This is a genomic window from Stenotrophomonas maltophilia group sp. P373 (genome assembly GCF_053295075.1).
This window is the reverse complement of record NZ_CM129994.1, coordinates 3921764-3946424: the sequence shown is the minus strand read 5'-3', so window position 1 is coordinate 3946424 and position 24661 is coordinate 3921764. Positions and strand designations below refer to the sequence as shown.

Here is a 24661-nt window from a genome sequence, read left to right as displayed (position 1 = left end):
GAATGCGACTTAATCCCCTCCGTCCCCTTTTTGCTTGGGGCGGCTGAAACCCAGCATTCACGCCATGTCATGGGAATGCAGGCGCCGCCCGCGTAAGATGGGCGCCCGCAACCCGGTGCCTGTGCCCTTCGCGCGCAACCGCAGTTCGCGTCAAGCACCTTATGTCTACTGCAACCTCCACGCCGCGCTTCAGCAAGGAAGTCGGCGCCACCGGTCTGCTCGCCCTGCCGCTCGTGCTGGGCCATGTGTCCACCGGTCTGATCTCCTTCGTCGACAACGTGATTGCCGGCCACCACGCTACGGCGACCCTTGCCGCAGTCACCATCGGTACGGCGCTGTTGTGGCTGCCGATGCTGATTCCGATCGGCACCCTGATCTCGCTCACCGCCTCGGTGTCGCAGCTGCATGGCGCCGGCCGCGAGCGCGAGATCGGCCCGCTGTTCCGCCAGGCACTGTGGCTGGCGCTGGGGCTGGGGCTGATCATGTTCACCTTCCTCACCGTGGTGCCGCCGCTGCTGCCGGCCTTCGGCATCGCGCCGGACATCGTGCCCGGGGCGACCGCGTTCCTGCATGCGGTGCGCTGGGGTGGCCCGGCGCTGACCCTGTACTTCTGCATGCGTTATCTAAGCGAGGGCATGCACTGGACGCTGCCGACCATGCTGCTCGGCTTCGGTGGCCTGCTGGTGCTGGCACCGATGGGCTACGTGCTGGCCAATGGCAAGCTCGGCTTCCCGGAGTTGGGGGCCGAGGGCCTCGGCATCGCTTCGGCGGTGATGATGTGGCTGCAGGCGACCGCATTCGCCCTGTATCTGTGGCGGACCAAGCGCTTCGCCCATCTGCAGCTGTTCTCGCACTTCGAGGGACCGCGCTGGAAGGCGATCTGGGAGCTGCTGCGCACCGGCCTGCCGATCGGCATCACCGTGCTGATGGAAGGCGGCCTGTTCATCGTCACCGCCTTGCTGATCGGCCGCCTGGGTGCCAATGAAGCGGCGGCACACCAGATCGCGATCAACGTCGCGCAGCTGTGCTTCATGATCCCGATGGGCGTGGCCGAGGCCACCACCGTGCGCGTCGGCCATGCGGTCGGCCGTGGTGACGGCTTCGGCGTGCGGCGTGCGGCGTGGGCCGGTTACGCGATCATCATGGGCACGCAGACGTTGTCAGCGGCGGTGCTGCTGTTCGGCCACGATGCCATCGTCGGTGTGTACACCAACGACCTGGCAGTGGCCGGCCTGGCCTCGACCCTGCTGCTGTACGCGGCCACCTTCCAGTTCCCGGACGGCATCCAGGTGCTGTCGGCGGGTGCGCTGCGCGGCCTCAAGGACACCCGCGTGCCGATGTTCATCGCCATGTTCGCGTACTGGGGCCTGGGCATGCCGCTCGGCGCCGGGCTCGGCCTGGGGCTGGGCATGGGCCCGCAGGGCATGTGGATCGGCCTGATCGTCGGCCTGACCGCCGCTGCCATCCTGATGGGCTGGCGCCTGCGCCGCAGCAGCCAGCGCATCGGGCAGTCCGCGCTGTCCTGATCTTTCTGCCCGCCATGCCGACCCATGGCGGGCGATCCCCTGACTTGTGTCCGATGCCGCATCACGCGGCACCGGCTATGCTGGTACCACGGCAAGAAGCCATCCGGAGCGTTCCATGAATCAACCCGTGCCCCCGCTGCCCCCGGCGCGTCGCAACCCCGTCGCCAGTTTCTTCATCGGGCTGTGGGACGTCATGAACTTCACCCGCCGGTTGATTCTCAACCTGGTGTTCTTCGGCCTGCTGTTCCTGCTGCTGGTGATGTTCGTCATCGCCGCCGGCATGGGCGCCGGTGCCAGCAAGTCACTGCAGGACCGCACCACCCTGGTGATCGCGCCGGAGGGCCGCCTGGTCGAGCAGTTCAGTGCCGATCCGGTCAGCCGCGCACTCGCCAAGGCGGTGGGTGACAACGGTGCCGAAGAGATCCAGCTGCGCGATCTGCTGCGGGTGATCGAGTCGGCCAAGGACGACAAGAAGATCGAGCGCGTGGTGCTGGAGCTGGACAAGCTGCAGCCGTCCGGCTTCGCTTCGCTGCGCGAAGTGGCCGCCGCGCTGCAGGATCTGCGTGCCTCCGGCAAGCAGCTGGTGGCCTACAGCGAGAGCATGGGCCAGTCGCAGTACCTGCTGGCCGCGCAGGCCGACGAGGTCTACCTGGACCCGATGGGTTCGGTCGTGCTCGAAGGCCTCGGCCGCTACCGCCAGTACTTCCGCACCGGCCTGCAGGACAAGCTGGGCGTGGACGTGCACCTGTTCAAGGTGGGCGAGTACAAGTCCGCGGCCGAACCGTACGTGCTCGACGCCGCGTCGCCGGCCTCCAAGGAAGCCGACCTGTTCTGGATGAACGATGTGTGGCAGCGCTATCTGGGCGACATCGCCAAGGCGCGCCGCCTGGATCCGGCGCAGCTGGCTGCCGGCATCGACACGCTGCCGGAAGGCATCGCCGCCGCCGGTGGTGACCTGGCCAAGTTCGCCCTGCAGCAGAAGCTGGTGACCGCGCTGAAGACCCGCGAGGAATTCGAGGATCTGATGATCGAGCGCGGCGTGGCCGACGAAGACGCCGACGGTGGTTTCCGCAACGTCGACTTCGGCCGTTACCTGGCCCTGCTCGACGCCCGCCGCAACCCGGTGGACTCGCGTCCGCAGGTGGCCGTGGTGGTGGCTGCCGGCGAGATCAGCGGTGGCGACCTGCCGGCCGGCCGCATCGGCGGCGAGTCGACCTCAGCGCTGTTGCGCGCCGCGCGCGACGACGACAACGTGAAGGCCGTGGTGCTGCGCGTCGATTCGCCCGGCGGTGAGGTGTTCGCCTCCGAGCAGATCCGCCGTGAAGTGGTGGCGCTGCAGGCCGCTGGCAAGCCGGTGGTGGTGTCGATGGGCGACCTGGCTGCCTCCGGTGGCTACTGGATCAGCATGAATGCCGATCGCATCTACGCCGATCCGTCGACCATCACCGGTTCGATCGGCATCTTCGGCATGGTACCGAACTTCAGCCGCGCGCTGGACAAGATCGGCGTGCACACTGACGGTGTCGGCACCACCCGTTTTGCGGGTGCATTCGATGTCACCCGCCCGATGGATCCGGCCGTGGGACAGGTCATCCAGTCGGTGATCAACAAAGGCTACGCCGACTTCACCGGTCGCGTCGCCGACGCGCGCAAGAAGCCGGTCGAGGCCGTGGACGAGGTGGCCCGCGGCCGCGTGTGGAGCGGTGCACAGGCCAAGGAACGCGGCCTGGTCGATGCCTTCGGTGGCCTGAAGGATGCGGTGGCCGATGCGGCCAGCCGCGCCAAGCTGGGCAAGTCCGATGCCTATCGCGTGCGCTACATCGAGAAGGCAGCCACGCCGTTCGCGCAGTTCGTCAGCGGTTTCGCTGGCAGTCGTGCCGGTGCCTGGATGCTGTCCGATTCGGGCATGGCGCGGATGATGCTGGCACGCACGATGCCGGAAGTGGACACGCAGCTGCGCTTCGTCGAGAACGCGGCCCGCGAAAAGGGCAACGGGGCACCGGTGAAGGCGCTTGCTTACTGCTTCTGCGGGTTCTGACGGAAGCCATCCACGCAGGGCGTGGAACTACTGGACAGCGAAACGCCCGGCCTTGGCCGGGCGTTCTCGTTCATGGGGTCTGATCCCTTGGCTTCGCAAAGGGCTCTGACCCCATAGGCCACTCGTCATCGCGCCGCGTCGGCCTCGGCCTTGCGCTCGCGTGCGGCGGCTTCATCCACGGCCTTCTGCGCGCCCTTGGCGCGGTCCAGCGGCTCCTGCATCGCATGCGACATCGCTTTGGGTACCGGTGGCTTCTCCGGGTTCGGCGTCGGCGGACGCTGGCAGGCAACCAGCTGCACGATGGCCAGCAGGGACAAGAACAGGATCAGGATGCGCATGGCGGTACTCCGCGGTGGGCGTTCGCGCAGTGTCGCATCTCCGGCAACGCGCTGCCGTGAGCGCGTATCCTTGCGGCATCGAAATGCAGTGGGCGCGGCCCCGGAGGACACATGACCCAGCAACGGTGGCGCCTGGACGGCCAGACGGCCCTGATCACCGGCGCCAGCGCCGGCATCGGCCTGGCCATCGCGCATGAACTGGCGGGGCTCGGCGCCGATCTGATGATCGTCGGCCGCGATATCGACATGCTGGAGACCGCGCGCGACGAACTGCTGGATGTGTATCCGCAGCACCAGGTGCATGCGCTGGCCGCGGACGTCTCCGATGACGAGGACCGCCGCCAGATCCTGGACTGGGTGGAAGACCACAGTGATGGCCTGCACATCCTGGTCAACAACGCTGGTGGCAACGTCACCAAGGCAGCCACGGAGTATTCCGAGGACGAGTGGCGCAAGATCTTCGAGACCAACCTGTTCTCGGCCTTCGAGCTGTCGCGCTACGCGCATCCGCTGCTGGCCCGGCACGCGTCGTCGTCGATCGTCAATGTCGGCAGCGTGTCCGGGCTGACCCACGTGCGCAGTGGCGTGGTCTACGGCATGACCAAGGCCGCGATGCACCAGATGACCCGCAACCTGGCCGTCGAGTGGGCCGAGGATGGCATCCGGGTCAACGCGGTGGCGCCCTGGTACATCCGCACGCGGCGCACGTCCGGTCCATTGTCGGACCCGGACTACTACGAGGAAGTGGTCAACCGCACGCCGATGCGCCGCATCGGTGAACCGGAGGAAGTGGCCGCAGCCGTGGGCTTCCTGTGCCTGCCGGCGGCCAGCTATGTCACCGGCGAATGCATCGCAGTGGATGGCGGTTTCCTGCGCTACGGCTTCTGATCATGCGGTGGTAGTGCCGGCCGCTGGCCGGCAACCACGGGATCTTCAGGTGATTGCAGTTGCCGGCCAGCGGCCGGAACTACCGCATGGCAGTCACCCCGGTACCGGGCAGTTGCTGGCCTCCAGCACGCCCTGCAACCGTTCGCGTTCCCCGCGGGCCTTGTCGCGGTTCTCCGGCGAGGCGAACCGCTCGCGGCCACGTGCGTCGCGGAAGCGTTGCTGCCAGCTGCTGCAGCGCTGCGCTTCCGGCAGTTCCTCGCAGCGGTCGCGCACCACTTCGCAGCCTGCAGCATTGACCGGTGTGGCGCCGCCCAGGCCCTGCACGGTCATCAGTTCGCAGCGGCCGGGGGCAGCTTCGTATTCGTGCAGGTAGCCACCGCCCTGGCTGTCGGTGCACTGGAAGATGGGCGGCAGCGGCGGCTTCGGCGGCGCATTGCTGTCCGGCGCGGCATCAGCCTGGCGTGGCAGCGATGCACTGTCGAGTATCAGATCGCCGCCTTCGCGTTCGACCATGCCGGCTTCCATGATCGTGCGTCCTTCGCCGGGGCGGCGGGGGCTGGGCGCGGAAGCCGGCGGCATACCCGCCGCCGCCGGTTCGGGTGGCGACGGCACAGGGGTCGGCGTGGGCGGCGCACTGGCAGCGGCCGGAATCCGCACCACCTGCTGCTTGCTGCCGGCAGGGCAGGGCGTACGTTGCAGGGTGGGCACATCGCTGTTGCTGGAGGTGCAGCGGTAGATCACCCCGTCGTCGGCCACTGCGTTGCCGGCGAACAGGCCCAGGGCCAGCCAGATCAGGTTCTTCATGCGCACAGCGTACATGCCACGGCAGGTGCTGCGCTCAGCGGTCGCAGTCCCGCGACAGGCGTGCGTCGATGCCACGCTGTTCGTTGCTGATGGCAGTACGCTCGCTCTGCAGCGCACTGTTGTAGCGGCGGTCCAGTTCCCAGCGGCGGTCGCGCAGGCGCGCGCAGACTTCCTGCGGCGGCAGCGCATGGCAGCTGTCGCGGACCAGCACGCTGCCGGCCGGAACCTGCACACCGACACCCACCGCGGGCGGCCGGTAGCCGGTTCCTTCACCGATGGGGGTGCCGACCGGCGTGCCGAAGGCCGGGCGTGGGCCGGGATGGACCGGGCCGTGGTGCCCGTGCGGAAGCCAGACGCTGGTCCACAACGGTACCCAGCGCGGATTGCCCTCGTTGTTGTCGCTGGTATAGCGGCGACCGTCGTCGCTCACGCATTCGTACAACGGCTGTGGCGGCTGGATGTAGACGTGGCGGACTTCGCGATCGCGCATCACCGGAACCTCGTCGGGAGGCGCGGGCGTCGCATCGCTGCGCACCACCCGTGGCGTCGGGTCGCGCGGGCGCTGCAGGTCGCGCACTTCCTGCCGGCCGCTGCTGCAGGGCCTGTCCTGCAGGGCCACGGCGCCATTGCTGGCGACGCAGCGATAGACGCGCACGTCCTCTGCGGCCGGTGCGGTCCATGGCAGCAGCAGGCACAGGCCCAAGGCGGTGCGCAGCAGGTTCATGGCGGCAGGGTGCGTGATTGTGCGTGGCAGTGCAATCGTCCGCTCAGGAGCGCAGCACGTTGCCGCTGAGCGCGTCGCGGATCGGGGTTGGCTGGGCCAGGCCGCCGGTCTCGCCATCGAGGAGGCCATCGAGCAGGCGCAGCAGGCGCGGATCGAGCTCGGCACGGCTGCGGGCCGGTGGTTCACCGGCCAGGTTGGCGCTGGTGGAGACCAGCGGGCCACCCCAGGCGCGGCACAGGGCGGCGACCAGCGGGTGGGCGCTGATGCGCACCGCGATACCGCTGTGTTCGCCGGTGACCCAGGGCTGCGCGTGCGGACCGGCCGGCAGGATCCAGGTGTTGGCGCCCGGCCAGCTGGCCAGCACCGCGCGCTGGCGGGCGTCGGGCAATGCCTGCAGGCGGACCCAGCCCTCCAGCTGCGACAGTTCGGCGGCGACCAGGATCATGCCCTTTTCGATCGGGCGCTGCTTCAGCCGCAGCACCGCGTGCACCGCGGCTTCATGTGACGGATCGCAGCCCAGGCCCCAGACCGCCTCGGTCGGATAGGCAATCACGCCACCGGCGCGGAGCGTGGCGACAGCAGAGTTCAGGTTGAGTTCTTTCATGACGGCGACCGGCCCGGCGTGGGCCTCCATTATCCCCCCGCTGCGTGCAGAAGGGGTGGAACGCACCCACTCGGTAGTGCCGGCCGCTGGCCGGCATCCGACGCTTCCAGGGGTTGCCGGCCAGCGGCCGGCACTGCCCCTCATCCGCGCATGGCGTGGATCTACTTCTTTGCGGCGGTCTTCTTGACGGCCTTCTTCGCCGGTGCCTTCTTTGCGGCAGCTTTCTTCACCGCCTTTTTGGCCGGCGCTTTCTTGGCCGCGGCCTTCTTCGGCGCTGCTTCCTTCTTCACCGCAGCCTTCTTGGCCGGTGCCTTCTTCGCAGCGGCCTTCTTGGCGCCGAAGCCCTTGCGCACCGGCTTGCCGGTTTCTTCCATCAACTGCTGCACTTCAGCCAGGGTCAGCGATGACGGCTCGCGATCCTTGGGGATCTTGCCGTTCATCCTGCCATCGCTGATGTACGGGCCGAAGCGGCCGTTCAGCACCTGGATGTCGCTGCCCTCGAACTCCTTGATGATCCGGTTGCGCGCGATCTCTTCCTTCTCTTCGATCAGGAATACGGCGCGGGCCAGGTCGATGGTGTACGGGTCGTCTTCCTTCTTCAGCGAGGCGTAGGTGCTGCCGCGCTTGGCGAACGGGCCGAAGCGGCCGATGCCGACGCTGACCGGCTCACCATTGTCCTCGCCCAGTGCGCGCGGCATCAGGAACAGTTCCAGCGCGTCTTCCAACGAGATGGTGTGCATCGACTGGCCGGGGCGCAATGAGGCGAACTTCGGCTTTTCCTCGGCGTCCTCGGCGGTGCTGCCGATGGCGGCATACGGCCCGAAGCGACCCAGCCGCACGCTGACCGGCTTGCCGGTCTTGGGGTCGGTGCCGAGCTCGCGCGCGCCACTGGCCTCGGCGCGGTCGACCGATTCCTTCTTGTCTTCGACCAGTTCCTTGAACGGCTCCCAGAAACGGGCCATCAGCGGGATCCATTCTTCCTCACCGCGCGAGACGGCATCGAGCTCGTCCTCAAGCCTGGCGGTGAAGTCGTAATCCACGTACTGGGTGAAGTGGCTGGACAGGAACTTGGACACCGCGCGACCCACGTCGGATGGGCGGAAGCTGCGGCCTTCCATTTCCACATACTTGCGGAACAGCAGGGTCTGGATGATCGAGGCGTAGGTCGAGGGACGGCCGATGCCGTACTCTTCCAGCGCCTTCACCAGCGCCGCTTCGGTGTAGCGCGGCGGTGGCTGGGTGAAATGCTGTTCGGCCAGGATGCGTTCCAGCGGGATGCGGTCGCCCGGCTTCATCGCGGGCAGCTTGCGGCCCTCATCCTCGTCCTCGGCGCTCTTGTTGTCCTTGCCTTCCTCGTACACGGCCAGGAAGCCGGGCACGACCACGGTGGTGCCGCTGGCGCGGAACACGTGTTCGCTGCCGGCCGACAGGTCGACGCTGACCGTGTTGAGCGTGGCCGGGATCATCTGGCAGGCCACCGCACGCTTCCAGATCAGCTCGTACAGGCGCCGCTCGTCGTCGGTAAGGAACCGGGCGACCTGCGACGGGGTGCGCAGGGCCGAGGTCGGGCGTACGGCTTCGTGCGCTTCCTGGGCGTTCTTCGACTTGGTCTGGTAGGTGTTGGGCTGGTCCGGCAGCGAGGCGATGCCGTAGTCGCGGGCGATCACGTCGCGGATTTCCGCCAGCGCGTCCTGCGACAGGTTCACCGAGTCGGTACGCATGTACGAAATCAGGCCGACGGTGCCTTCGTCGCCGATGGCCACGCCTTCATACAGCTTCTGCGCCACCTGCATGGTCTTGCGGGTGGTGAAGCCGAGCTTGCGCGAGGCTTCCTGCTGCAGGGTGGAGGTGGTGAACGGCGGCGCCGGGCGGCGCTTGCGCTCCTTGCTGGCCACGTCGGTGACGTGCAGCGAACCCTGCGCGGCCTGCTGGATGCGCATGCGCGCCGCTTCAGCGGTGTCGCCATCGGTGACGGTGAACTGCTCGAACTTCTGCCCGTCCAGCTTGACCAGCTTGGCATTGAAGTGCTGGGACGGGTGCGCGCACTCGGCAGCGATCGACCAGTACTCGCGGGCGATGAAGGCTTCGATCTCTTCCTCGCGCTCGACGATCATGCGCAGCGCCGGGCTCTGCACGCGGCCGGCGGACAGGCCGCGCTGCACCTTGCGCCACAGCACCGGCGACAGGTTGAAGCCGACCAGGTAGTCAAGTGCGCGGCGGGCCTGCTGGGCGTCGACGAGGTCGCTGGCGATCGCACGCGGCTGGCTGATCGCTTCCTTGATGGCGCGCGGGGTGATCTCGGTGAACACCACGCGCTGCATCGGCTTGTCCTTGACCAGCCCGCGTTCCTTCAGGATCTCGGCGATATGCCAGCTGATCGCTTCACCCTCGCGATCCGGGTCGGTTGCCAGCAGGATGTCGTCGGCGCCCTTGGCGGCCTTGGCGATCGCATCGACATGCTTTTCGTTCTTGTCGATCACGTCGTAGTGCATGGCGAACCCGTTGTCCGGGTCGACCGCGCCTTCCTTCGGAATCAGGTCACGCACATGCCCATACGAGGCCAGGACGGTGTAGTCCTTGCCGAGGTATTTGTTGATCGTCTTGGCCTTGGCCGGCGATTCGACGATGAGCAGGTGCTTGGGCATGGCAGCAGTGTCTGTGGGGCGAGCCGCAGGGAAGGGGCCGCTAGGGTGGAGCAAACGGCCGCATTAGTGAAGCGGCCACGGACAAATCAATACGCTGAACGCCCGGTAGTGTGCCGGGCGTTCAGGTTTCACCTTATTAGAGGAATCACGCCCGGCCAGCCCCTGTCAAGCAGCCAGACGTGAGGATGGCCGTTCATGAGGCCATCTTGGCGATGAAGCCGACCGCAGCCACCAGCAGCACCAGGCCCGCGACCGTCAGCAGGCCGGTCAGTACCAGGATCACGATGGTGACCGTACCCAGCTCATGGCGCTGCAGCTGCGGCTGGTCGGTGTAGGCCCAGCGGTCGACCACCAGGGTGTCGCAGATCATGTCGTGCAGGCCCTGCTTGCGCTCGGTGAAGGCGGCCATCAGGAAGCCGATCCCCAGGGTGAAGCTGCTCAGCAGCATGGCCCAGTAGCGACCGAAGGCGCGGCCACGGGTCAGGCGGTCACCGTTGCTGCGCACGACCTTGATGCCGACCGCCATCTTGCCCAGCGTGGCGCCGCCCTGCGAGGAATGGAACCAGGTGTAGTAGGCCACGCCGATGGCCATGTTGATCAGCGCGCTGGCCAGCTGCGCGACGATTTCGATGGAGGTTTCGCCACTGCCCACCGCGCCCATGCTGGCGCCAAGCACCACGCCGATGATGGCGCCGATGATGCCGCCCGGCACGGCCAGCACGAAGTAGTCGATCATGTAGGCCGCGACGCGCTTCCAGAAGCCGGCGTAGACCACCTCGCCGCCGATCACCGGCCGCGCGCCACCGGCAGCGGCGGCGGCCGGGGCGTTGTAGGGCGAGCTGCTGAGCGCGCCCGTGCCAGGCAGCGGCGCAGTGCCGTTGTCGATGGCGGCGTAGTCGCTGCGCAGGTCGAAGCCGCCACTGGCAGTGGCGGTGCTGGCGTCGGCCAGCGTCTGCAGGCCCAGTTCATCGACCACCTGGCGCAGTGCAGCCCACTGGGCCATGCCTTCGCGCCAGACCAGGGTGTCCAGGTTCAGTTCGCCGCGCTGGAAGCGCTGGCGGATCTCCTGGACCGACAGCGGGCCCTGGCGTTGCTGTCCTACGGCGTAGTACCACTCAGTCATTGCATGTTCCCTGTTGGATCGTCCTTGGAGGTGCTGCCGTGCGCGTGGCTCAGCCGCGGCACGACGTCGGCAGGTACTTGTCGTCGCTTTCACCGCTGCATTCCCAGCGGCCGCTGTCCCGATCATATTCCAGCCACAGCAGGTCGCCATCGAGGCTCTTGCCGGGCACGGCCAGCGTTGCTTCGATGCCACAGTGACCGTTGTTGAAGCGGCCGATGTTCACCGCCGACAGGCCGGCCTGGGTGAAGTCACCCGGGGCCGGGAAACCGGCATCGTTGGCGCCGGGGCAGCGGCCTTCATCGTCGGCGAAGTGCTGCACCTGCTGTTTCAGCGGCTGCAGGGCATTGACCGCGGTCGCGATCCTGGCACGCACGGTGTAGTCGTTGTATGCGGGCAGGGCGATCGCCGCGAGGATGGCCATGATCGGTACCAGTACCAGCAGCAGGCCGCCGCCGATGATCGCGGTCAGGGCGCAACCGGAGAGCTTCTTCTTCGGCGGTGGCAGAACCCCGGCTGCCGCTTGGGTGGCATAGGGCGTGGACGGCGGCAGCACAGGCGGCTGCGGCGGAGGGGGGGCCACCGGTTCCGGTTCCGGCTCGGGTTGCTGGGCCGGCGCAGCAACGTCCAGTGCCGGCACGATCAGGCCCAGCTCGTCGACCACGGTACGCAACGGCTGCCATTGCGGCAGGCCGTCGCGCCAGACCAGGGTGTCCAGGGAGATCTGGTTGTTTCGGAACAACTCGACCAACTGTTCCGCCGGCAGCGGGCCTTGCTGCCGGTTGCCTTCTGCATGGAACCACTCGCTCACGGGGACGCTCCTGAATGCGCTATGCCCCCAAGTGTACGGTCAGTGAAGGGGTTCTGGCTCGTCCATGAACATCTGCGTCTCCATCCAGGCATAGGCCGCTTCGGAGCCGGGCTGGTTGAACAGCACCATCAGCACGACCCATTTCAGGTCGTCCAGGTCCAGTTCGTCCTGGTCCAGGGCCATCGCCCGGTCCAGCACCAGCTCGCGCTGGTCGGCGTCGAGGATGCCGTGCTGTTCCAGGTACAGCAGGAAGCCGCGGCATTCCACATCCAGCTTGTCCAGCTCGGGGCCATGGTAGATGCGCACGGGGCCGTCGACCCGCGCCTGGGCCACGCTCGGCCGCTGCGCGGCCAGGGCATCGAGCCAGTCGAACGCCTTGTTGATCTCGGTGGGGCTGAAACCGGCCTGGATCAGGCCGTTCTGCAGCGAATCGCGGTCACGGATCAGGTCCGCATCTTCGCTGAAATAGTGTTCAAACAGGTACAGCAGTACATCCAGGATGCTCTCTTTCATTGCCCCTCGGCCTGCGTCGCGCGACGCTGTGGAGGTGAAGAAACTAGGGAGTTCGACAGTAACGGCCGTGTACGCACACCACGATTCCCGCCAGTTCCATGGCCAGCAGCATGGAGGACACCTGGGGCGCCGTCAATCCACAGCGCGTGATCAGTGAATCCATACCGCTTGGGTTGTGGTCCAGGGCTCGCCACAAGCACTGGTAGTCAGGGTCGTCGGCCCAGCGCGCCGGCAGGAGGGCCGGCAGTGCCTGTTCAGTGGGGGTGACCAGCCGCGATTGCAAGCCCGGCAGCTGCTGGCGAAGGGCGGGGGCGAGCAGTTCCAGAACCTCCTCGGGGCGCTCGACCAGCGCCGCGCCCTCGCGGATCAGGCGGTGGCAGCCCGCCGCGCGCGGGTTGAGCACCGACCCGGGCAGGGCACAGACCTCGCGGCCTGCCTCGGCGGCCAGGCGCGCGGTGATCAGCGCGCCCGAACGCTGCGCGGCCTCGACCACCACGGTGGCCAGCGCCAGCCCGGCCACCAGCCGGTTGCGCGCGGGGAAGTGACCTGGGCGGGCCGCCGTACCCGGCAGGTACTCGCTGAGCACCACGCCCTCGGCGGCGATGCGCGCCTGCAGCTGGGCGTGGCTGTCCGGATAGGCGCGGTCAGGGCCCGTGCCGATCACCGCCACGGTGCAGCCACCGGCCTCGAGCGTGGCCTGGTGCGCAGCCGCATCGATGCCTGCGGCCAGGCCGCTGGTCACCGCCAGGCCCGCCTCGACGAAACAGCCGGCAAAACGCGCGGCCAGTGCGCGCCCGCCCGGGGTGGGGGAACGGCTGCCGACCAGCGCCACCGACGGGCGCCAGGCCAGGCTGGGGTCTCCGGCGACGAACAGCGCCAGCGGCGGGTTGGGCACCTCCAGCAACGAGGGCGGAAAGGCCGGATCGGTGCAGGGCAGCAGGTGATGGTTGTCCTGTTCCAGCCAGCGCAGGGCGGATGCACACGCCCGGGCGTCGGGACGTTCCAGCGCGGCGCATTGCTCCGGCGTGCAGCCGTGCGCGCGCCAGTTCGCCGGGCCTTGCGCGATGGCGGCTTGCGCACCGCCCGCGGCCTGCAGCAGGGCCCGTCGTGGCGCCAGTGCGCCTCCCGCCATCAACAGGCGCAGCAGCGCCTCATATGCATGCGTGGTCATCCCCCACTATCGGCCGCACGCAACAAAGGCGCCCTAGGGCGCCTTCGCATGTGATCGTCAGGTTTTCCCGCAGACGCCTGCCGGGCAGCGGCCGGCACGCCCGGCAACGGTTACTTTGCGTCCGGGTGCAGCGCATTGTAACCGACCTGCACCGGCTTCACGCCCTGCATCACCAGCGCGTAGCTGACGTTGTCGAAGGTACGGAACACCATCGCGTGCGCGGCATACTCGTCCGGCAGCGAGACCCGGCCCGCGCCGGTGCTGAGCGAGTCGTCCATGCGCGAGGAGCCCGGGTACTTCATGCGGTGCGCCACATGGCGGCCCGGGCGCCACAGCGAGAACACGGTACCGTTGTCCACGCCCTGGGCACGGCCGGCCGAGATCGCGATCACGTCGCGCGGGCCACCGGCATTGAACATGTCGGTGACGGCCAGCACGCGCACGTCCACACCCTCGACACCGGCAGCGGGTACATGAGGGATGAACTGCAGGTCGTACGGCTTGGCTTCGACCGGCACCAGGCGGTCACCGGCGCGCACTTCGCGGCCGCCGTCGTTCTTGTCCAGCACCAGCGTGGAGGCCTCGACCTTGCCGCCGGCAATCTGGGTGATGGTGCCGGTAGCGACCTGGGCCAGCTCGTAGCCGAGCACGCCACGGCGGGCGTTGGGCGCGTTGTAGGCCTTCCACAGGTTGCCGCTGCCCGGGGTCACGTCGCCATTGGCGGTCAGGTCTTCGGTCGGCTTGGGCTGGGCGTACCGCACGGTCGGGCGTACCACGGCCCAGCGCTGGCCCACCTGGGCATCGGCCAGGCGCACGTAGACGGTGTCACCGCCGGACACGCGCAGGCGGCTGTCCTCCAGGCCGACCACGTAGGGCAGCTGCTTGATGCTGTCGACAACGCTCAGCTGCTTCAGGAACGGCTCGACCTGGGCCAGCGGAATGGCGTCGATCGGGGCCTCCTGGCGCGGGCCGGCCTGGGACACGGTCACCCGGTCCAGGTAGGCAAGGCTCAGCACGTCACCTGGATAGATCAGGTGCGGGTTGGCGATCTGCGGATTGGCTTGCCAGATCTCCGGCCACAGCCAAGGCTTCTGCAGGAAACGTGCGGCGATATCCCACAACGTATCCCCTTTTCGGACCACATAGGTGTCCGGGTGCCCGCCATTCACTTCCACGGCGGTAGCATAGGCAGCCACGGTCAGCATCGCCGCGGCGACGACCGTACGAAAACGAAGCAACATAGGTGTGAAGCCCTGATTCCCCAACAGGTCCACGCACTATAGTCCAGAAACCGGGGCGCAAGGCAAGCGTTGGAGCTAGAATCTGCGACGTATGCCGGCGTGCCGGCCCCCTATCCGGAAACAGCCATGGCCCTTCTCCCCATTCTCGAGTTCCCCGATCCGCGCCTGCGTACCAAGGCTGCGTTGATCGACGCCGCCGAAGTCACCACGCCGGCCTTCCAGGAACTGATCGACAACATGTTCCAGACCATGTACGACGCCCCGGGCATCGGCCTGGCGGCCACCCAGGTGGACGTGCACAAGCGCTTCATGGTCATCGATGTCAGCGAAGAAAAGAATGAACCGCATGTGTTCATCAACCCGGAAATCGTCGCCAGGGACGGGGGCCGGGTGTACCAGGAGGGCTGCCTGTCGGTCCCGGGCATCTTCGCCGACGTCACCCGCGCCGACACCATCACCGTGAAGTACCTGGACCGCAACGGCCAGGAACAGCAGCTGGAGGCGGGTGAAGTACTGGCCACCTGCATCCAGCACGAGATGGACCACCTGGACGGCAAGCTGTTCATCGACTACCTGTCGCCGCTCAAGCGCGAGATGGTCCGCAAGAAGCTGGCCAAGCAGCGCAAGCACGTGGCGTGATCGCCCATCCGGGCCGCCCTTCGGGTGGCCCGTGCCTGCGCGACGCGCGCGGGCTGCACGGCGCCGGCCGACGGCGCCGTTTTCTTTCCTGCACGAATCCATCCTGCAAGTGGGGTAGCCATGAGGATTGTCTTTGCCGGTACGCCGGAATTCGCGGTGTCGTCGCTGCGCGCCGCGGCGCGCCACCACGAGGTCGTGGCCGTCTATACCCAGCCTGACCGGCCGGCCGGGCGTGGCCGTGGCCTGGCACCGTCGCCGGTCAAGCTCGAGGCCGTGGCCCGTGGCATTCCGGTCTACCAGCCCGAATCACTGAAGGACGAGGCTGCACAGCAGCAGCTGCGCGACCTGCAGCCGGACCTGATGGTGGTGGTGGCCTACGGCCTGATCCTGCCCAAGGCGGTACTGGCGATCCCGACCCACGGCTGCTGGAACGTGCATGCCTCGCTGCTGCCACGCTGGCGCGGTGCTGCGCCGATCCAGCGCGCGATCCAGGCCGGTGACGCAAAGACCGGTGTGTGCCTGATGCAGATGGAAGCGGGCCTGGATACCGGCCCGGTGCTGCTGCACCAGGAACTGCCGATCGCTGCCACCGATACCGGTGGCCAGCTGCATGACAAGCTGGCCGAGCTGGGTGCACAGGTCCTGTCCGACGGCCTGGGCCTGCTGCGGGCCGGCATCAAGCCGATCGCGCGGCCGCAGCCGGAGCAGGGCGTGACCTATGCGCACAAGCTGGACAAGGCCGAAGCCCGTCTGGACTGGGCGCAGGGCGCCGATGTGCTGGCGCGTACCGTGCGTGCCTTCAATCCGTGGCCGATCGCCGAAGCGACGCTGGCTGGCGAACGCGTGCGCATCCATGGCGCGGTGGCGCTGGATGAGGCCCACAGCCAAGCGCCGGGCACGGTGCTGGCGGCCAGCCGCGATGGCATCGACATCGCCTGTGGCCAGGGTGCACTGCGCTTGCGTACGCTGCAGCGCGAAGGCGGCAAGGCGATCACCGCCGCCGACTACCTCAACGCCCGCCGTGATCTGCGCGTGGGAGCATAAGCGGTGTCGAAGCAGAACGATTTCTCCGTGGCCAAGGCGGCGCCGGGCGCGGCCACGCGCATGCTGGCCGCGCGTGTGCTGGCACAGGTGTTCACCCGTGGCCGTTCATTGAAGGCCGAACTGGCCTGGGCGCTGCCGAAGCTGGCCGACAGCCGCGATCGTGCCTTGCTGGAAGCGCTGTGCTTTGCGGTGCTGCGTCGCCGCAGTACCTATGACGCTGCCTTGCAGTCGTGGATGCAGAAGCCGCTGTCGGCGCGCGACGCCGACCTGCGCACCCTGTTGATGGTGGGCTTCGCCCAGCTGGACGTGCTGGAACTGCCGGCGCATGCGGCGCTGTCGGCCACGGTCGATGCCGCGCGTGCGCTGGGCCGTGAGCGCCAGGCCGGCCTGGTCAATGCGATCCTGCGCCGCGCGCAACGCGAGGGTTTCCCGGAGCAGCCGGCGCGCGATGCCTTCCCGGAATGGCTGGCCGATGCGGTGGAACGCGATTGGCCGGTACAGGCCGACGCGATCTTCAGCGCCAGCCTGCAACCGGCACCGTTGTGGCTGCGTGCCAACCGCCAGCACGGCGGCCGTGACAAGGCACTGGCGGCACTGGCCGAGGCGGGCATTGCCGCCGAACCCAGCGCGCTCTGCGCCGATGCACTGCGCCTGGCGGCCCCCGTTGCGGTGAACCAGCTGCCGGGTTTTGCCGACGGTGCACTGTCGGTACAGGACCTGTCGGCGCAATGCGCAGCCGACGCGCTGGCGCCCGCGACCGGCGCCCGCGTGCTGGACGCCTGTGCGGCACCCGGTGGCAAGTCGGCGCACCTGCTGGAACGTGACCCCAGTCTGCGCCTGCTGGCGCTCGATATCGATGCGCGTCGACTCGCGCGCGCCCGCGATACCTACACCCGCACCGGTGTGGGTGAGGGCGCGCAGACCCGGGTGGCCGATGCCAGCGATCCCGGGGCCTGGTGGGATGGCACGCCGTTCGACGCCATCCTGCTGGATGCCCCGTGCTCGGCCACCGGCGTGATCCGCCGCCAGCCGGACGTGATGTTCCACCGCCGCGCCGAGGACATCGATGCGCTGGTCGGCGTGCAGGCCCGCCTGCTGGAGGCCTGCTGGTCGATGCTGCGCCCGGGAGGCGTGCTGCTGTACGCCACCTGTTCGATCCTGCGCGCCGAGAACGTCGATCAGGTGCGAGCCTTCCTGAAGTGGCATCCGGACGCAGCGGCACAGCCTCTGGATGACACATTCGGCCTCGATTGCGAGGGGATTGCGCGCCAGCGCCTGCCGGGTGACAACGATGCTGACGGTTTCTTTTACGCGCGTCTGCTAAAAACAGCCTGACCCCGCTGACGTTCCGAGTCCCATGCTGAAATCCCGCGCGTCGCGCGAGACGTGGTTGTTCGTGGTGATGGCCCTGCTGGTGCTGGGGGCCGGGCTGGGCCTTCGTGATCCGTGGCCGTCGGACGAACCGCGCTTCGCGCTGGTGGCCAAGCAGATGTTCGACAGCGGGCAGTGGCTGTTCCCGCATCGCGGCACCGAGCTGTACTCGGACAAGCCGCCGATGCTGATGTGGTGGCAGGCCACGCTGTACAGCCTGGTCGGGCAGTGGCGCGTGGCCTTCCTGCTGCCGTCGCTGCTGGCGGCCCTGGGCACGCTGTGGTGCGTGGTCGACCTGGGGCGACGCCTGTGGACGCGGCGGGTGGGGCTGTACGCCGGCTGGGCGCTGCTGTTCGCGCTGCAGTTCACCTTCCAGGCGAAGAAGGCGCAGATCGACCCACTGCTGCTGCTGTTCATCACCCTGGCCAACTACGGCCTGCTGCGCCACCTTTTGCTGGGACCAAGCTGGCGCTGGTGGTGGCTGGGCTGGTTCTTTGCTGGCATCGGCGTGATCACCAAGGGCGTGGGGATGCTGGCGCTGCTGATGCTCGTGCCTGCGGCCATCGCCGCGGCGTTGCAGTGGCCACGGGTGGGACTGCATGCGCGCGACGCGCGTTTCTGGCTGGCGCCGCTGGCCTTCCTGCTGGCGGTGTCGTTGTGGCTGGCGCCGATGCTGCTGGCCGGCTTTGCCACCGGCTCGGACGAGTACCTGGCCTACATGGACGACATCCTGTTCCAGCAGACGGCGCGGCGCTACGCCCATTCCTGGGACCATCACCAGCCCGCCTGGTACTTCCTGGCGACGATGCCGCTGATGTGGATCCCGGCGTTCCTGGCCCTGCCCTGGGCGATTCCGGCGTGGCGCCGCCGGTTGCGCCGCCGCGACCCGCGCTACCTGCTGCCGCTGGCCTGGTGGCTGATGGTGGTGCTGTTCTTCTCGATTCCCGCCGGCAAGCGCGATGTGTACATCCTGCCGGCACTGCCGATGTTCTGCCTGGTGCTGGCGCCGCTGTTGCCTGGATTGCTGAGGCGGCGCGATGTGCAGGCCGTGGTGGGGGTGTTCACCGGCCTGCTGTCACTGGGCCTGGCCCTGGCCGGTGCGATGGCGGTGCTGGGCGAGCCGGCCTTCGAGCTGCGCCTGACCCACAGCCGCGGGTTGGCGCCCGGCGCCGTCGACGCACTGGCCTGGACGATCCTGGCGATGGGCGTGTGGGGCGGATTGAGCCTGCTGGCCTGCGGCCGTCGCCGGCATCTGGCGCTGGTGTCGACCCTGGCGATGGTCTGGGTGCTGTACAGCCTGGTCGGCTATCCGCTGCTGAACGATTCCAGTTCCGCCCGCGGCCTGATGCGCACGGTTGGTGACCGTCTGGGACCGGATGCCGAATTGGGGCTGGTGGCCTGGAAGGAGCAGCATCTGCTGTTGGCCGACCGCCCCGCAGCGACCTTCGGTTTCGAGACGGACTGGGACGAGCAGCTGATTGCGGCCACGCGCTGGCAGCGGCTGGCGCCCGGACGCCGCTGGTTGCTGGTGCACGAATACGCGATGCTGTCGTGCGTCGACCGCAACCGTTCTGAACTGGCCGGCGTGGCCAACCGGCGGCGCTGGTGGCTGGTGCCGGCAGCAGCGGTGAAGGTGCCCTGCGTGGTCACTGCAGAGGAGCGCGAACGTGAACGGCGTTTGCAGGAACATGACTAGCCACCACGATTCCGGCTTGTCCAGTCTGCCCAAGCGGGCCCAAAGGCAGTAAAACAGCAGGCTGGGACGGCCTCCGTTGGTCCTTCCCGTTCTTCCCGCAGATTGCAGTGATACTTCCCGACGTGCCAGCTTCATCGGACAACCTGAACCCCATGGCCGACGACCCGCTGGGCGTTCCCGCCGGTGGGCGCCATGGGGCCGCGCATGCGCTGGCCCAGCTGGGCCTGTTCTGCCTGCCGGCACTGGTGCTGACCGTGCCGATCAACCTGCTGCCGTATGGCTTGCTGCTGCTGCTCAGCACGCTGCTTGCGCCGGAGCTGCTGTGGCGCGCGCGCGGCATGGCCGGTCAGCCGGTGAAAGTGCTGGCCTGGCTGATGCTGGCGGTGCTGGCGCTCGGTGTACTGTCGGTGGTGTTGTTCGAGCAGGGCCTGCGTGACGTCGACAACCGCTCGCGATTCGTGGTGATCCCGTGGATCGCGCTCTGGGTCTGCGCGCTGCGTCCCAACCTGCGGTGGCTCTGGTACGGATCATTGACCGGCCTGCTCGCCACCTTCGCGATGTCGCTGTGGCAGGTGCTGGGTGGCGCCCCGCGCGCAGAGTTGTTCACCAACGCCATCGTGCTGGCCGACATCGTGATGGTGTTGATGGTGCTGCTGGTGTTCTGTCGCCCGTCGCGGCGCTGGTCGCTGGTGATCCTCGGCACGGCCGCCGGCTGCGGCACCATCGTGCTGACCGGCAGCCGCGGCGTGTTCGCCGCCCTGCTGGCGCTGCTGGTGGTGCTGGCACTGAGCCTGCGCTGGCGCACCGGTGCGGCGCGCCTGTCGGTGCTGGCCGGCATGCTGGCGATCGGCGCGACCCTGGTGCTGTCGGTGCCGGAGCTGCGTCACCAGGTGCGCCTGAGCGAGCTGCACAGTGACGTGCAGCGGATGGAACTGGGCGACAGTGATTCTTCCGCCGGTGCCCGCGTGGAACGCCTGCAGGTGGCTTGGGAGACCTTCCTCGATCACCCGCTGGTGGGTGTTGGCATCGGTCATTTCGACAGCGCGATGCTGCGCGTGCCGGTCTGCCGGGAGAATCCGGAAGAGTTGCGTTGCCACCTGGGGCATGCACACAACGATGTTGCCGAATGGGCAGCGACCCAGGGCGTACCGGGCCTGCTGCTGTTGCTGGCGGTATATGGCATCCCGCTGTGGTTGTTCGTGCGCCTGCATCGCCGTAGTGGCCGGTCAACCTTCCGTGGGCCGGCCGCAGCCGGCATCATGCTGGTGATCACCTACGCGTTGTGCGGACTGACCCAGTCGATGTTCGCGCACCAGATGACCGCCAGCTTCTACGTGACCCTGGTCGGCCTGCTGACCGGCCTGTCGATCGTCGAAGGCGCGCGCTACCGGGCAGCCACCGGGGCGTGAGGCGTCGGCGCGCCGGGCAGGGCCCGGCGATCAGGGGTTCGGCGGGTCGGCCACGGCCTGGCCGTTGCCCAGCATCCACAGCATGATGGTCTTCTGGCGCACGTAGTTGGCGCGCACATAGGCGTAGACCAGGCCATGCCAGCCGTCGCGGAAGCCGCCACGGAACACGAAGCCGCGCCAGAACCGCCAGGCCGGTGCCAGCACCAGCTTGCCCAGCGTGGCCCGTTTACCGCGCGCGAACTCGTGCTCGGCCATCATCCGCGCGTACTTCTCGGTTTTGGCCAGCTGCTGCTGCAAGGAGCGGTAGGGGTAGTGGACCAGGTCGCCGCGCAGGGTACCGACACTGCCATCGACGCTGGCGGCCTCGTGGATCTCGCGCTTGCCGCGCCAGCCGCCACGGCGGCGGTCGAACAGGCGCATCACCCGGTCCGGGTAGGCATTGCCATGGCGCAGGAACTTGCCGAAGTACTCCGACAGGCGTGCGAAGCGATAGCCGGCATGGCCAGCGAAGCCACCGTCGCGGGCCTGTTCGATGGTCTCACGCAGTTCCGGGCTGATCCGCTCATCGGCGTCCAGGCACAGCACCCAGTCGTGGCGGGCCTGCTCGACGCAGTACGCCTTCTGGCTGCGGAAGCCGTCGAACGGGCGCTGCAGCACGCGGGCGCCTGCGGCCTCGGCGATGGCCACGGTGGCATCGGTGGAGTAGGAGTCCACGACGACGATCTCATCGCAGAAGGCCAGTGAGGCCAGGCAGTCGCCGATGCGGCCGGCCTCGTTGAACGCGATAATGCAGGCCGAGATGCGAGGCCGTTCGATGGGAGCGGTCGTGGAGGACATGATGGCCGGGTACCTGTTGTTTGCGACGGAGCGCTATGCGCTGCCTATTCTCGCCCCGTTGGCGCAGGCCTTGCACGCCTCCGGGCAGGAGGTGGCAGCCTGGTTCGAGGGCGGCGCGGCCGGCAGCCAGCTGCCGGGAGTGCCCAACATCGGCCTCAAGCAGGCGCTGGCAATGCGGCCGCGGGCGGTGTTCAGCGCCGCCAACTGGGTGCCGACCTTCCTTTCGGGAGCCAAGGTGCAGCTGTTCCATGGCTTCAACGTGGAGAAGCGGGACAGTGCGCGCGGCCACTTCCGGGTGCGCGGCATGTTCGACCTGTACTGCACGCAGGGGCCGGCCACCACCGGGCCGTTCCGCGAGATCGCGGCCCTGCAGGGCCACTTCGCGGTGGCCGAGACCGGCTGGCCGAAGCTGGATCCGCTGTTCCGCGACGATGGTGGCGAGAGCGACGCGCTGCGCGCCGCCGCTGGAGGACGCCCGGTGATCCTGTTCGGTTCGACCTTCACCGAACGCCTGAGCGCAGCCCCGCACCTGCATGCGCAGATTGCTGCCGACATCGCCGAGGGCAACCGCTACTGGCTGCTGACCCTGCACCCGAAGTGCCCACCGGAATTGTTCGAACGCTACCGCGCGCTGGCCGGTGCCAATGCGCGCTTCATCGAGCCGGAGCAGGTGATGGCCGCACAGCGCGCCGCCGATGTGCTGGTGTCCGATACGTCCTCGATCGTTTCGGAGTTCATCGTCCAGCACAAGCCGGTGGTGACCTTCCGCAACCGGGTGCCCAAGCCGCACATGATCGACTTCGACGACCCGGTGCAGCTGCCGGCGATGCTGCAGCGCGCGCTGCATCCCGACGCCGCGCTGCAGGCGGAGATCGTGCGCTACGCCGATGCCATCCATCCGTACCGCGATGGCCTGTCCAGCGAGCGCGTGATTGCGGCCACCGAGGATTTCCTGTCCGGCGAGATGGGCGCGCTGCGGCGCAAGCCGTTCGGGAGCTGGGTGCGCGACCTGCAGATCCGCAAGGACCTGGGGTATTGGGGGCCGTCGCAGCAGTAAGCCGAGCGTGGGCTCGGCTCAAAGTAGATCCACGCCATGCGTGGATGCGCGACCCCAGGCCGCGGTAGTGCCGGCCGCTGGCCGGCAACCTCTGGGATGTCTGCGGTTGCCGGCCAGCGGCCGGCACTACCTACCAGCGCAGCTTGCGCCGCGCCAGCGCGGCCGCCAGTTGATCCATCACCTGTTGCGCCTGCGCCTGCGGCAGGTAGTGCAGGATCAACGCCACATCACCATGCGCGCCGGCGGTATCCAGCTGCAGGCTGCTGGTGCCCAACAGCTTGTCCAGTGGCGAGCGCAGCAGGCGCAGGCTCTGCACCTTGTCCAGCTCGGCCCAGCGCCACCAGCGCTTCCACCAGCCGCCGCGCACGGCGACGTAGTGGTCATCCAGATACCAGCCCATGCGCGCCATCTGCCGATGTGCCACCAGCAGCGCCAGCGGCAACCAGGCCAGCACGATCAGGCCCCATGATCCCCAGCGCCAGCACGCGGCGGCGGCCAGCAGGGGAACCAGCAGCAGCGCGCCCAGGCACAGCCGCCACCAGCCACGCTGCGGAATGGACTGCCATTGCACCGGCGGCCACTGCAGTTGAGGCAACAGGTGCTGCACCAGCTGCTCGCAGCGCATTGCCGGGGCCAGCGGTGCCAGCTCGCGCAGGGCGCGGTCCTGGTCCCGCGAAGGGCCGCCGGCGGCGCTGTCGATGCGCAGCTGGCGCAGGCCGAACCAGCGATGCAGGGTGGTTTCGTGCAGCGTCCAGGCCTGGATGCGGCGACGCGCGACACTGCTGCGGGTTCGGCTGACCAGGCCAGCCGAGACGGTCAGCCGGCGATCCTGCTCGCTGAGAGTGAAGCCGTGATAGCGCAGCAGGGTCAGCACCACCGACAACGCCCGCAGCGCCAGCCAGCCCAGCAGCAGGGCTGCGGCCAGCAGCAGGAAGGCGCCGGCCACGCCGGGATGCAGGTGGCTTGCGTAGCCGAAGGCCTCCCTGCCACCACGCTGGATGGCCGCGTCCATCACCGGCCGCGGCACGGTCTGGAACAGCACGCCGAAGGCGGCGATCGCCAGTGCCCATCCGCGGTTGGAGAGCAGGCCCATGCGCACCACGTCCCAGCTCGACAGGCGCAGCAGCACCTGTTCGGTGTCGGTCACGGTGATCGAGGGCGTGGCGACGATGTCGGCGGGCTGCGGTGCCTGCCCACGCTGGCGCACCAGCAGTTCCAGCGCCAGCGCCTGGTCCAGCCTCAGTACCCGCATCTCGGCTTCCGGCCGCACGCCGCCGGCCGATTCCAGGCGCAGCTCGGCCACACCGAACAGCCGGTGCAGCGGGTTCTGCCGCACTTCCACGTTGTGGATGCGGGCGAACGGGATCTCGCGGCGGTTGCGCGCCAGCAGCCCGCTGCGCACGGTGATGGCATCGCTGCCGATGCGGTAGCGGTAGCTGAGGTACTGCAGCACCGAGACCAGCACCAGTGCCGCGATCGCCGACAGTGGAATCAACTGCGCCCACATCGGGTCGCGCTCGCCACGCTGGCCGAACACCAGCAGCGCGACCAGCGGCAGGAAGTAGTGACGCAGCTGCATCAGCAGTACGAACAGCCACGACCACGGGTGCAGGCGATGGTCCTCGCCACCGGCAGGCAGCGATGCGGGCAGGGGCGGCGGCAGGCTCACAGGGCGTCGGCGTCCTGGTCGAGCTGGTGCGAGAGGGTGTCGCGCAGGCGCTCGGCGTCGGCTTCATCCAGGCCGTTGACGGTGACCGCGCTCATGCGGGTACCGGCAGTGTGCACGATCAGCGTGGCCAGGCCGGCGCGGCGCTCCAACGGGCCCCGGCGCAGGTCCAGGTGTTGTACGCGCGATATGGGAATGCGGGTTTCCAGCTGCCACATCAGGTCGCGGCGCAGGCCCAGGCCCTGGTCATCCAGGCGCCAGCGGGTGCGGGTCAGTCGCCGGCGGCCGAGCCAGGCGCCGAAGAGGATGCCGATCAGCAGCCCCAGGGCGGCAGTCCACAGGCCGCCGGGCAGATCGAAGAACCAGGCAGCTGCGGCCAGTGGCAGACCCGGTACGAACAGTCCGCCGAAGGCGCCTTCCAGTGCGGCCAGGCGGGCGGCACGTTGCGGCAGCGATTGCCAGGCTTCGGTGGTCGGGGCGATAGGGGCGACGTCGGTCACGCGGGCTCCGTCAGGTGGC

General features: G+C 68.4%; 22 protein-coding genes. 9 read left to right on the top strand and 13 right to left on the bottom strand.

Features of this window, described 5'->3' with window-relative positions; all coding sequences use genetic code 11:
- The first annotated feature begins 161 nt into the window (after positions 1-161).
- Together ACSYHF_RS18275 and sppA are read left to right on the top strand one after the other, a co-directional pair.
- Entirely contained in the window at positions 162-1526 is a 1365-nt protein-coding gene (locus ACSYHF_RS18275) for an MATE family efflux transporter (RefSeq protein ID WP_005419642.1), read from the top strand.
- 115 nt (positions 1527-1641) lie between these two features.
- Complete coding sequence (gene sppA, locus ACSYHF_RS18270; protein ID WP_005419640.1) at positions 1642-3564, top strand: signal peptide peptidase SppA; 1923 nt, start codon at positions 1642-1644, stop codon at positions 3562-3564.
- A 125-nt stretch (positions 3565-3689) separates the two neighbouring features.
- Here sppA and ACSYHF_RS18265 read toward each other — a convergent pair whose 3' ends face one another.
- Entirely contained in the window at positions 3690-3902 is a 213-nt protein-coding gene (locus tag ACSYHF_RS18265; RefSeq protein WP_005419638.1) for a hypothetical protein, read from the bottom strand.
- A gap of 111 nt (positions 3903-4013) precedes the next feature.
- Between ACSYHF_RS18265 and ACSYHF_RS18260 the strand changes: the two genes are divergently transcribed.
- Positions 4014-4790, top strand: coding sequence for an SDR family oxidoreductase (locus tag ACSYHF_RS18260; RefSeq protein WP_005419635.1), 777 nt, complete (start codon positions 4014-4016; stop codon positions 4788-4790).
- A gap of 93 nt (positions 4791-4883) precedes the next feature.
- On the opposite strand, the gene ACSYHF_RS18255 is transcribed toward ACSYHF_RS18260, so the two are convergent.
- The 9 genes from ACSYHF_RS18255 to ACSYHF_RS18215 form a co-directional block, all read right to left on the bottom strand.
- Positions 4884-5594, bottom strand: coding sequence for a hypothetical protein (locus tag ACSYHF_RS18255; protein WP_197598661.1), 711 nt, complete (start codon positions 5592-5594; stop codon positions 4884-4886).
- 34 nt (positions 5595-5628) lie between these two features.
- Positions 5629-6318: a hypothetical protein gene (locus ACSYHF_RS18250; protein WP_065196854.1), complete on the bottom strand. Its 690-nt coding sequence runs from the start codon at positions 6316-6318 to the stop codon at positions 5629-5631.
- Positions 6319-6361: 43 nt separating this feature from the next.
- Positions 6362-6952, bottom strand: a complete 591-nt coding sequence (locus ACSYHF_RS18245; RefSeq protein WP_197598660.1) for a Sua5/YciO/YrdC/YwlC family protein — start codon at positions 6950-6952, stop codon at positions 6362-6364.
- Positions 6953-7083: 131 nt separating this feature from the next.
- Positions 7084-9567, bottom strand: coding sequence for a DNA topoisomerase I (locus ACSYHF_RS18240; RefSeq protein ID WP_005419627.1), 2484 nt, complete (start codon positions 9565-9567; stop codon positions 7084-7086).
- Between the two features lie 193 nt (positions 9568-9760).
- Positions 9761-10690, bottom strand: a complete 930-nt coding sequence (locus ACSYHF_RS18235) for an RDD family protein (protein WP_005419625.1) — start codon at positions 10688-10690, stop codon at positions 9761-9763.
- A 49-nt stretch (positions 10691-10739) separates the two neighbouring features.
- Complete coding sequence (locus ACSYHF_RS18230; protein ID WP_053496977.1) at positions 10740-11498, bottom strand: pilin; 759 nt, start codon at positions 11496-11498, stop codon at positions 10740-10742.
- A gap of 39 nt (positions 11499-11537) precedes the next feature.
- Positions 11538-12011, bottom strand: coding sequence for a DUF494 family protein (locus tag ACSYHF_RS18225; protein WP_005419622.1), 474 nt, complete (start codon positions 12009-12011; stop codon positions 11538-11540).
- A 43-nt stretch (positions 12012-12054) separates the two neighbouring features.
- Positions 12055-13182 (bottom strand): DNA-processing protein DprA, encoded by a 1128-nt coding sequence (gene dprA, locus ACSYHF_RS18220; protein ID WP_447575909.1) that lies wholly within the window; start codon positions 13180-13182, stop codon positions 12055-12057.
- 110 nt (positions 13183-13292) lie between these two features.
- Positions 13293-14423 (bottom strand): LysM peptidoglycan-binding domain-containing protein, encoded by a 1131-nt coding sequence (locus ACSYHF_RS18215; RefSeq protein WP_072167258.1) that lies wholly within the window; start codon positions 14421-14423, stop codon positions 13293-13295.
- A gap of 126 nt (positions 14424-14549) precedes the next feature.
- Between ACSYHF_RS18215 and def the strand changes: the two genes are divergently transcribed.
- The 5 genes from def (at position 14550) to ACSYHF_RS18190 (ending at position 20582) form a co-directional block, all read left to right on the top strand.
- Positions 14550-15062 (top strand): peptide deformylase, encoded by a 513-nt coding sequence (gene def / locus ACSYHF_RS18210; protein WP_005419619.1) that lies wholly within the window; start codon positions 14550-14552, stop codon positions 15060-15062.
- Positions 15063-15182: 120 nt separating this feature from the next.
- Positions 15183-16106, top strand: coding sequence for a methionyl-tRNA formyltransferase (gene fmt / locus ACSYHF_RS18205; RefSeq protein WP_005419618.1), 924 nt, complete (start codon positions 15183-15185; stop codon positions 16104-16106).
- Between the two features lie 3 nt (positions 16107-16109).
- The gene (gene rsmB / locus ACSYHF_RS18200) at positions 16110-17441 is read left to right on the top strand and encodes a 16S rRNA (cytosine(967)-C(5))-methyltransferase RsmB (RefSeq protein WP_053496983.1); all 1332 of its coding nucleotides are present in this window, start codon (positions 16110-16112) and stop codon (positions 17439-17441) included.
- Positions 17442-17463: 22 nt separating this feature from the next.
- A complete protein-coding gene (locus tag ACSYHF_RS18195; protein ID WP_414604139.1) occupies positions 17464-19173 on the top strand; it encodes an ArnT family glycosyltransferase in 1710 nt (569 codons plus the stop codon).
- 152 nt (positions 19174-19325) lie between these two features.
- On the top strand, positions 19326-20582 hold the full coding sequence (locus ACSYHF_RS18190; protein ID WP_447575908.1) for an O-antigen ligase family protein: 1257 nt from the start codon (positions 19326-19328) through the stop codon (positions 20580-20582).
- Positions 20583-20612: 30 nt separating this feature from the next.
- On the opposite strand, the gene ACSYHF_RS18185 is transcribed toward ACSYHF_RS18190, so the two are convergent.
- Complete coding sequence (locus ACSYHF_RS18185; protein ID WP_375366815.1) at positions 20613-21419, bottom strand: glycosyltransferase family 2 protein; 807 nt, start codon at positions 21417-21419, stop codon at positions 20613-20615.
- Here ACSYHF_RS18185 and ACSYHF_RS18180 point away from each other — a divergent pair.
- Positions 21418-22476, top strand: a complete 1059-nt coding sequence (locus ACSYHF_RS18180; protein ID WP_032954562.1) for a CDP-glycerol glycerophosphotransferase family protein — start codon at positions 21418-21420, stop codon at positions 22474-22476. The two genes, ACSYHF_RS18185 and ACSYHF_RS18180, sit on opposite strands and share 2 nt — an antisense overlap.
- Before the next feature lie 130 nt (positions 22477-22606).
- Here ACSYHF_RS18180 and ACSYHF_RS18175 read toward each other — a convergent pair whose 3' ends face one another.
- Positions 22607-24145, bottom strand: a complete 1539-nt coding sequence (locus tag ACSYHF_RS18175) for a PH domain-containing protein (protein WP_065186326.1) — start codon at positions 24143-24145, stop codon at positions 22607-22609.
- Positions 24142-24642: a PH domain-containing protein gene (locus ACSYHF_RS18170; protein ID WP_005419594.1), complete on the bottom strand. Its 501-nt coding sequence runs from the start codon at positions 24640-24642 to the stop codon at positions 24142-24144. The genes ACSYHF_RS18175 and ACSYHF_RS18170 overlap by 4 nt, the downstream gene beginning before the upstream one ends.
- Between the last annotated feature and the right edge of the window lie 19 nt (positions 24643-24661).

Bases quoted from the DNA above. Each gene is read 5' to 3' on its own strand.
- ACSYHF_RS18275 (WP_005419642.1), top strand. From the start codon at position 162: ATGTCTACTGCAACCTCCACGCCGCGCTTCAGCAAGGAAGTCGGCGCC.
- sppA (WP_005419640.1), top strand. From the start codon at position 1,642: ATGAATCAACCCGTGCCCCCGCTGCCCCCGGCGCGTCGCAACCCCGTC.
- ACSYHF_RS18265 (WP_005419638.1), bottom strand. From the start codon at position 3,902: ATGCGCATCCTGATCCTGTTCTTGTCCCTGCTGGCCATCGTGCAGCTG.
- ACSYHF_RS18260 (WP_005419635.1), top strand. From the start codon at position 4,014: ATGACCCAGCAACGGTGGCGCCTGGACGGCCAGACGGCCCTGATCACC.
- ACSYHF_RS18255 (WP_197598661.1), bottom strand. From the start codon at position 5,594: ATGAAGAACCTGATCTGGCTGGCCCTGGGCCTGTTCGCCGGCAACGCA.
- ACSYHF_RS18250 (WP_065196854.1), bottom strand. From the start codon at position 6,318: ATGAACCTGCTGCGCACCGCCTTGGGCCTGTGCCTGCTGCTGCCATGG.
- ACSYHF_RS18245 (WP_197598660.1), bottom strand. From the start codon at position 6,952: ATGGAGGCCCACGCCGGGCCGGTCGCCGTCATGAAAGAACTCAACCTG.
- ACSYHF_RS18240 (WP_005419627.1), bottom strand. From the start codon at position 9,567: ATGCCCAAGCACCTGCTCATCGTCGAATCGCCGGCCAAGGCCAAGACG.
- ACSYHF_RS18235 (WP_005419625.1), bottom strand. From the start codon at position 10,690: ATGACTGAGTGGTACTACGCCGTAGGACAGCAACGCCAGGGCCCGCTG.
- ACSYHF_RS18225 (WP_005419622.1), bottom strand. From the start codon at position 12,011: ATGAAAGAGAGCATCCTGGATGTACTGCTGTACCTGTTTGAACACTAT.
- dprA (WP_447575909.1), bottom strand. From the start codon at position 13,182: ATGACCACGCATGCATATGAGGCGCTGCTGCGCCTGTTGATGGCGGGA.
- ACSYHF_RS18215 (WP_072167258.1), bottom strand. From the start codon at position 14,423: ATGTTGCTTCGTTTTCGTACGGTCGTCGCCGCGGCGATGCTGACCGTG.
- def (WP_005419619.1), top strand. From the start codon at position 14,550: ATGGCCCTTCTCCCCATTCTCGAGTTCCCCGATCCGCGCCTGCGTACC.
- fmt (WP_005419618.1), top strand. From the start codon at position 15,183: ATGAGGATTGTCTTTGCCGGTACGCCGGAATTCGCGGTGTCGTCGCTG.
- ACSYHF_RS18195 (WP_414604139.1), top strand. From the start codon at position 17,464: ATGCTGAAATCCCGCGCGTCGCGCGAGACGTGGTTGTTCGTGGTGATG.
- ACSYHF_RS18190 (WP_447575908.1), top strand. From the start codon at position 19,326: ATGGCCGACGACCCGCTGGGCGTTCCCGCCGGTGGGCGCCATGGGGCC.
- ACSYHF_RS18180 (WP_032954562.1), top strand. From the start codon at position 21,418: ATGATGGCCGGGTACCTGTTGTTTGCGACGGAGCGCTATGCGCTGCCT.
- ACSYHF_RS18185 (WP_375366815.1), bottom strand. From the start codon at position 21,419: ATGTCCTCCACGACCGCTCCCATCGAACGGCCTCGCATCTCGGCCTGC.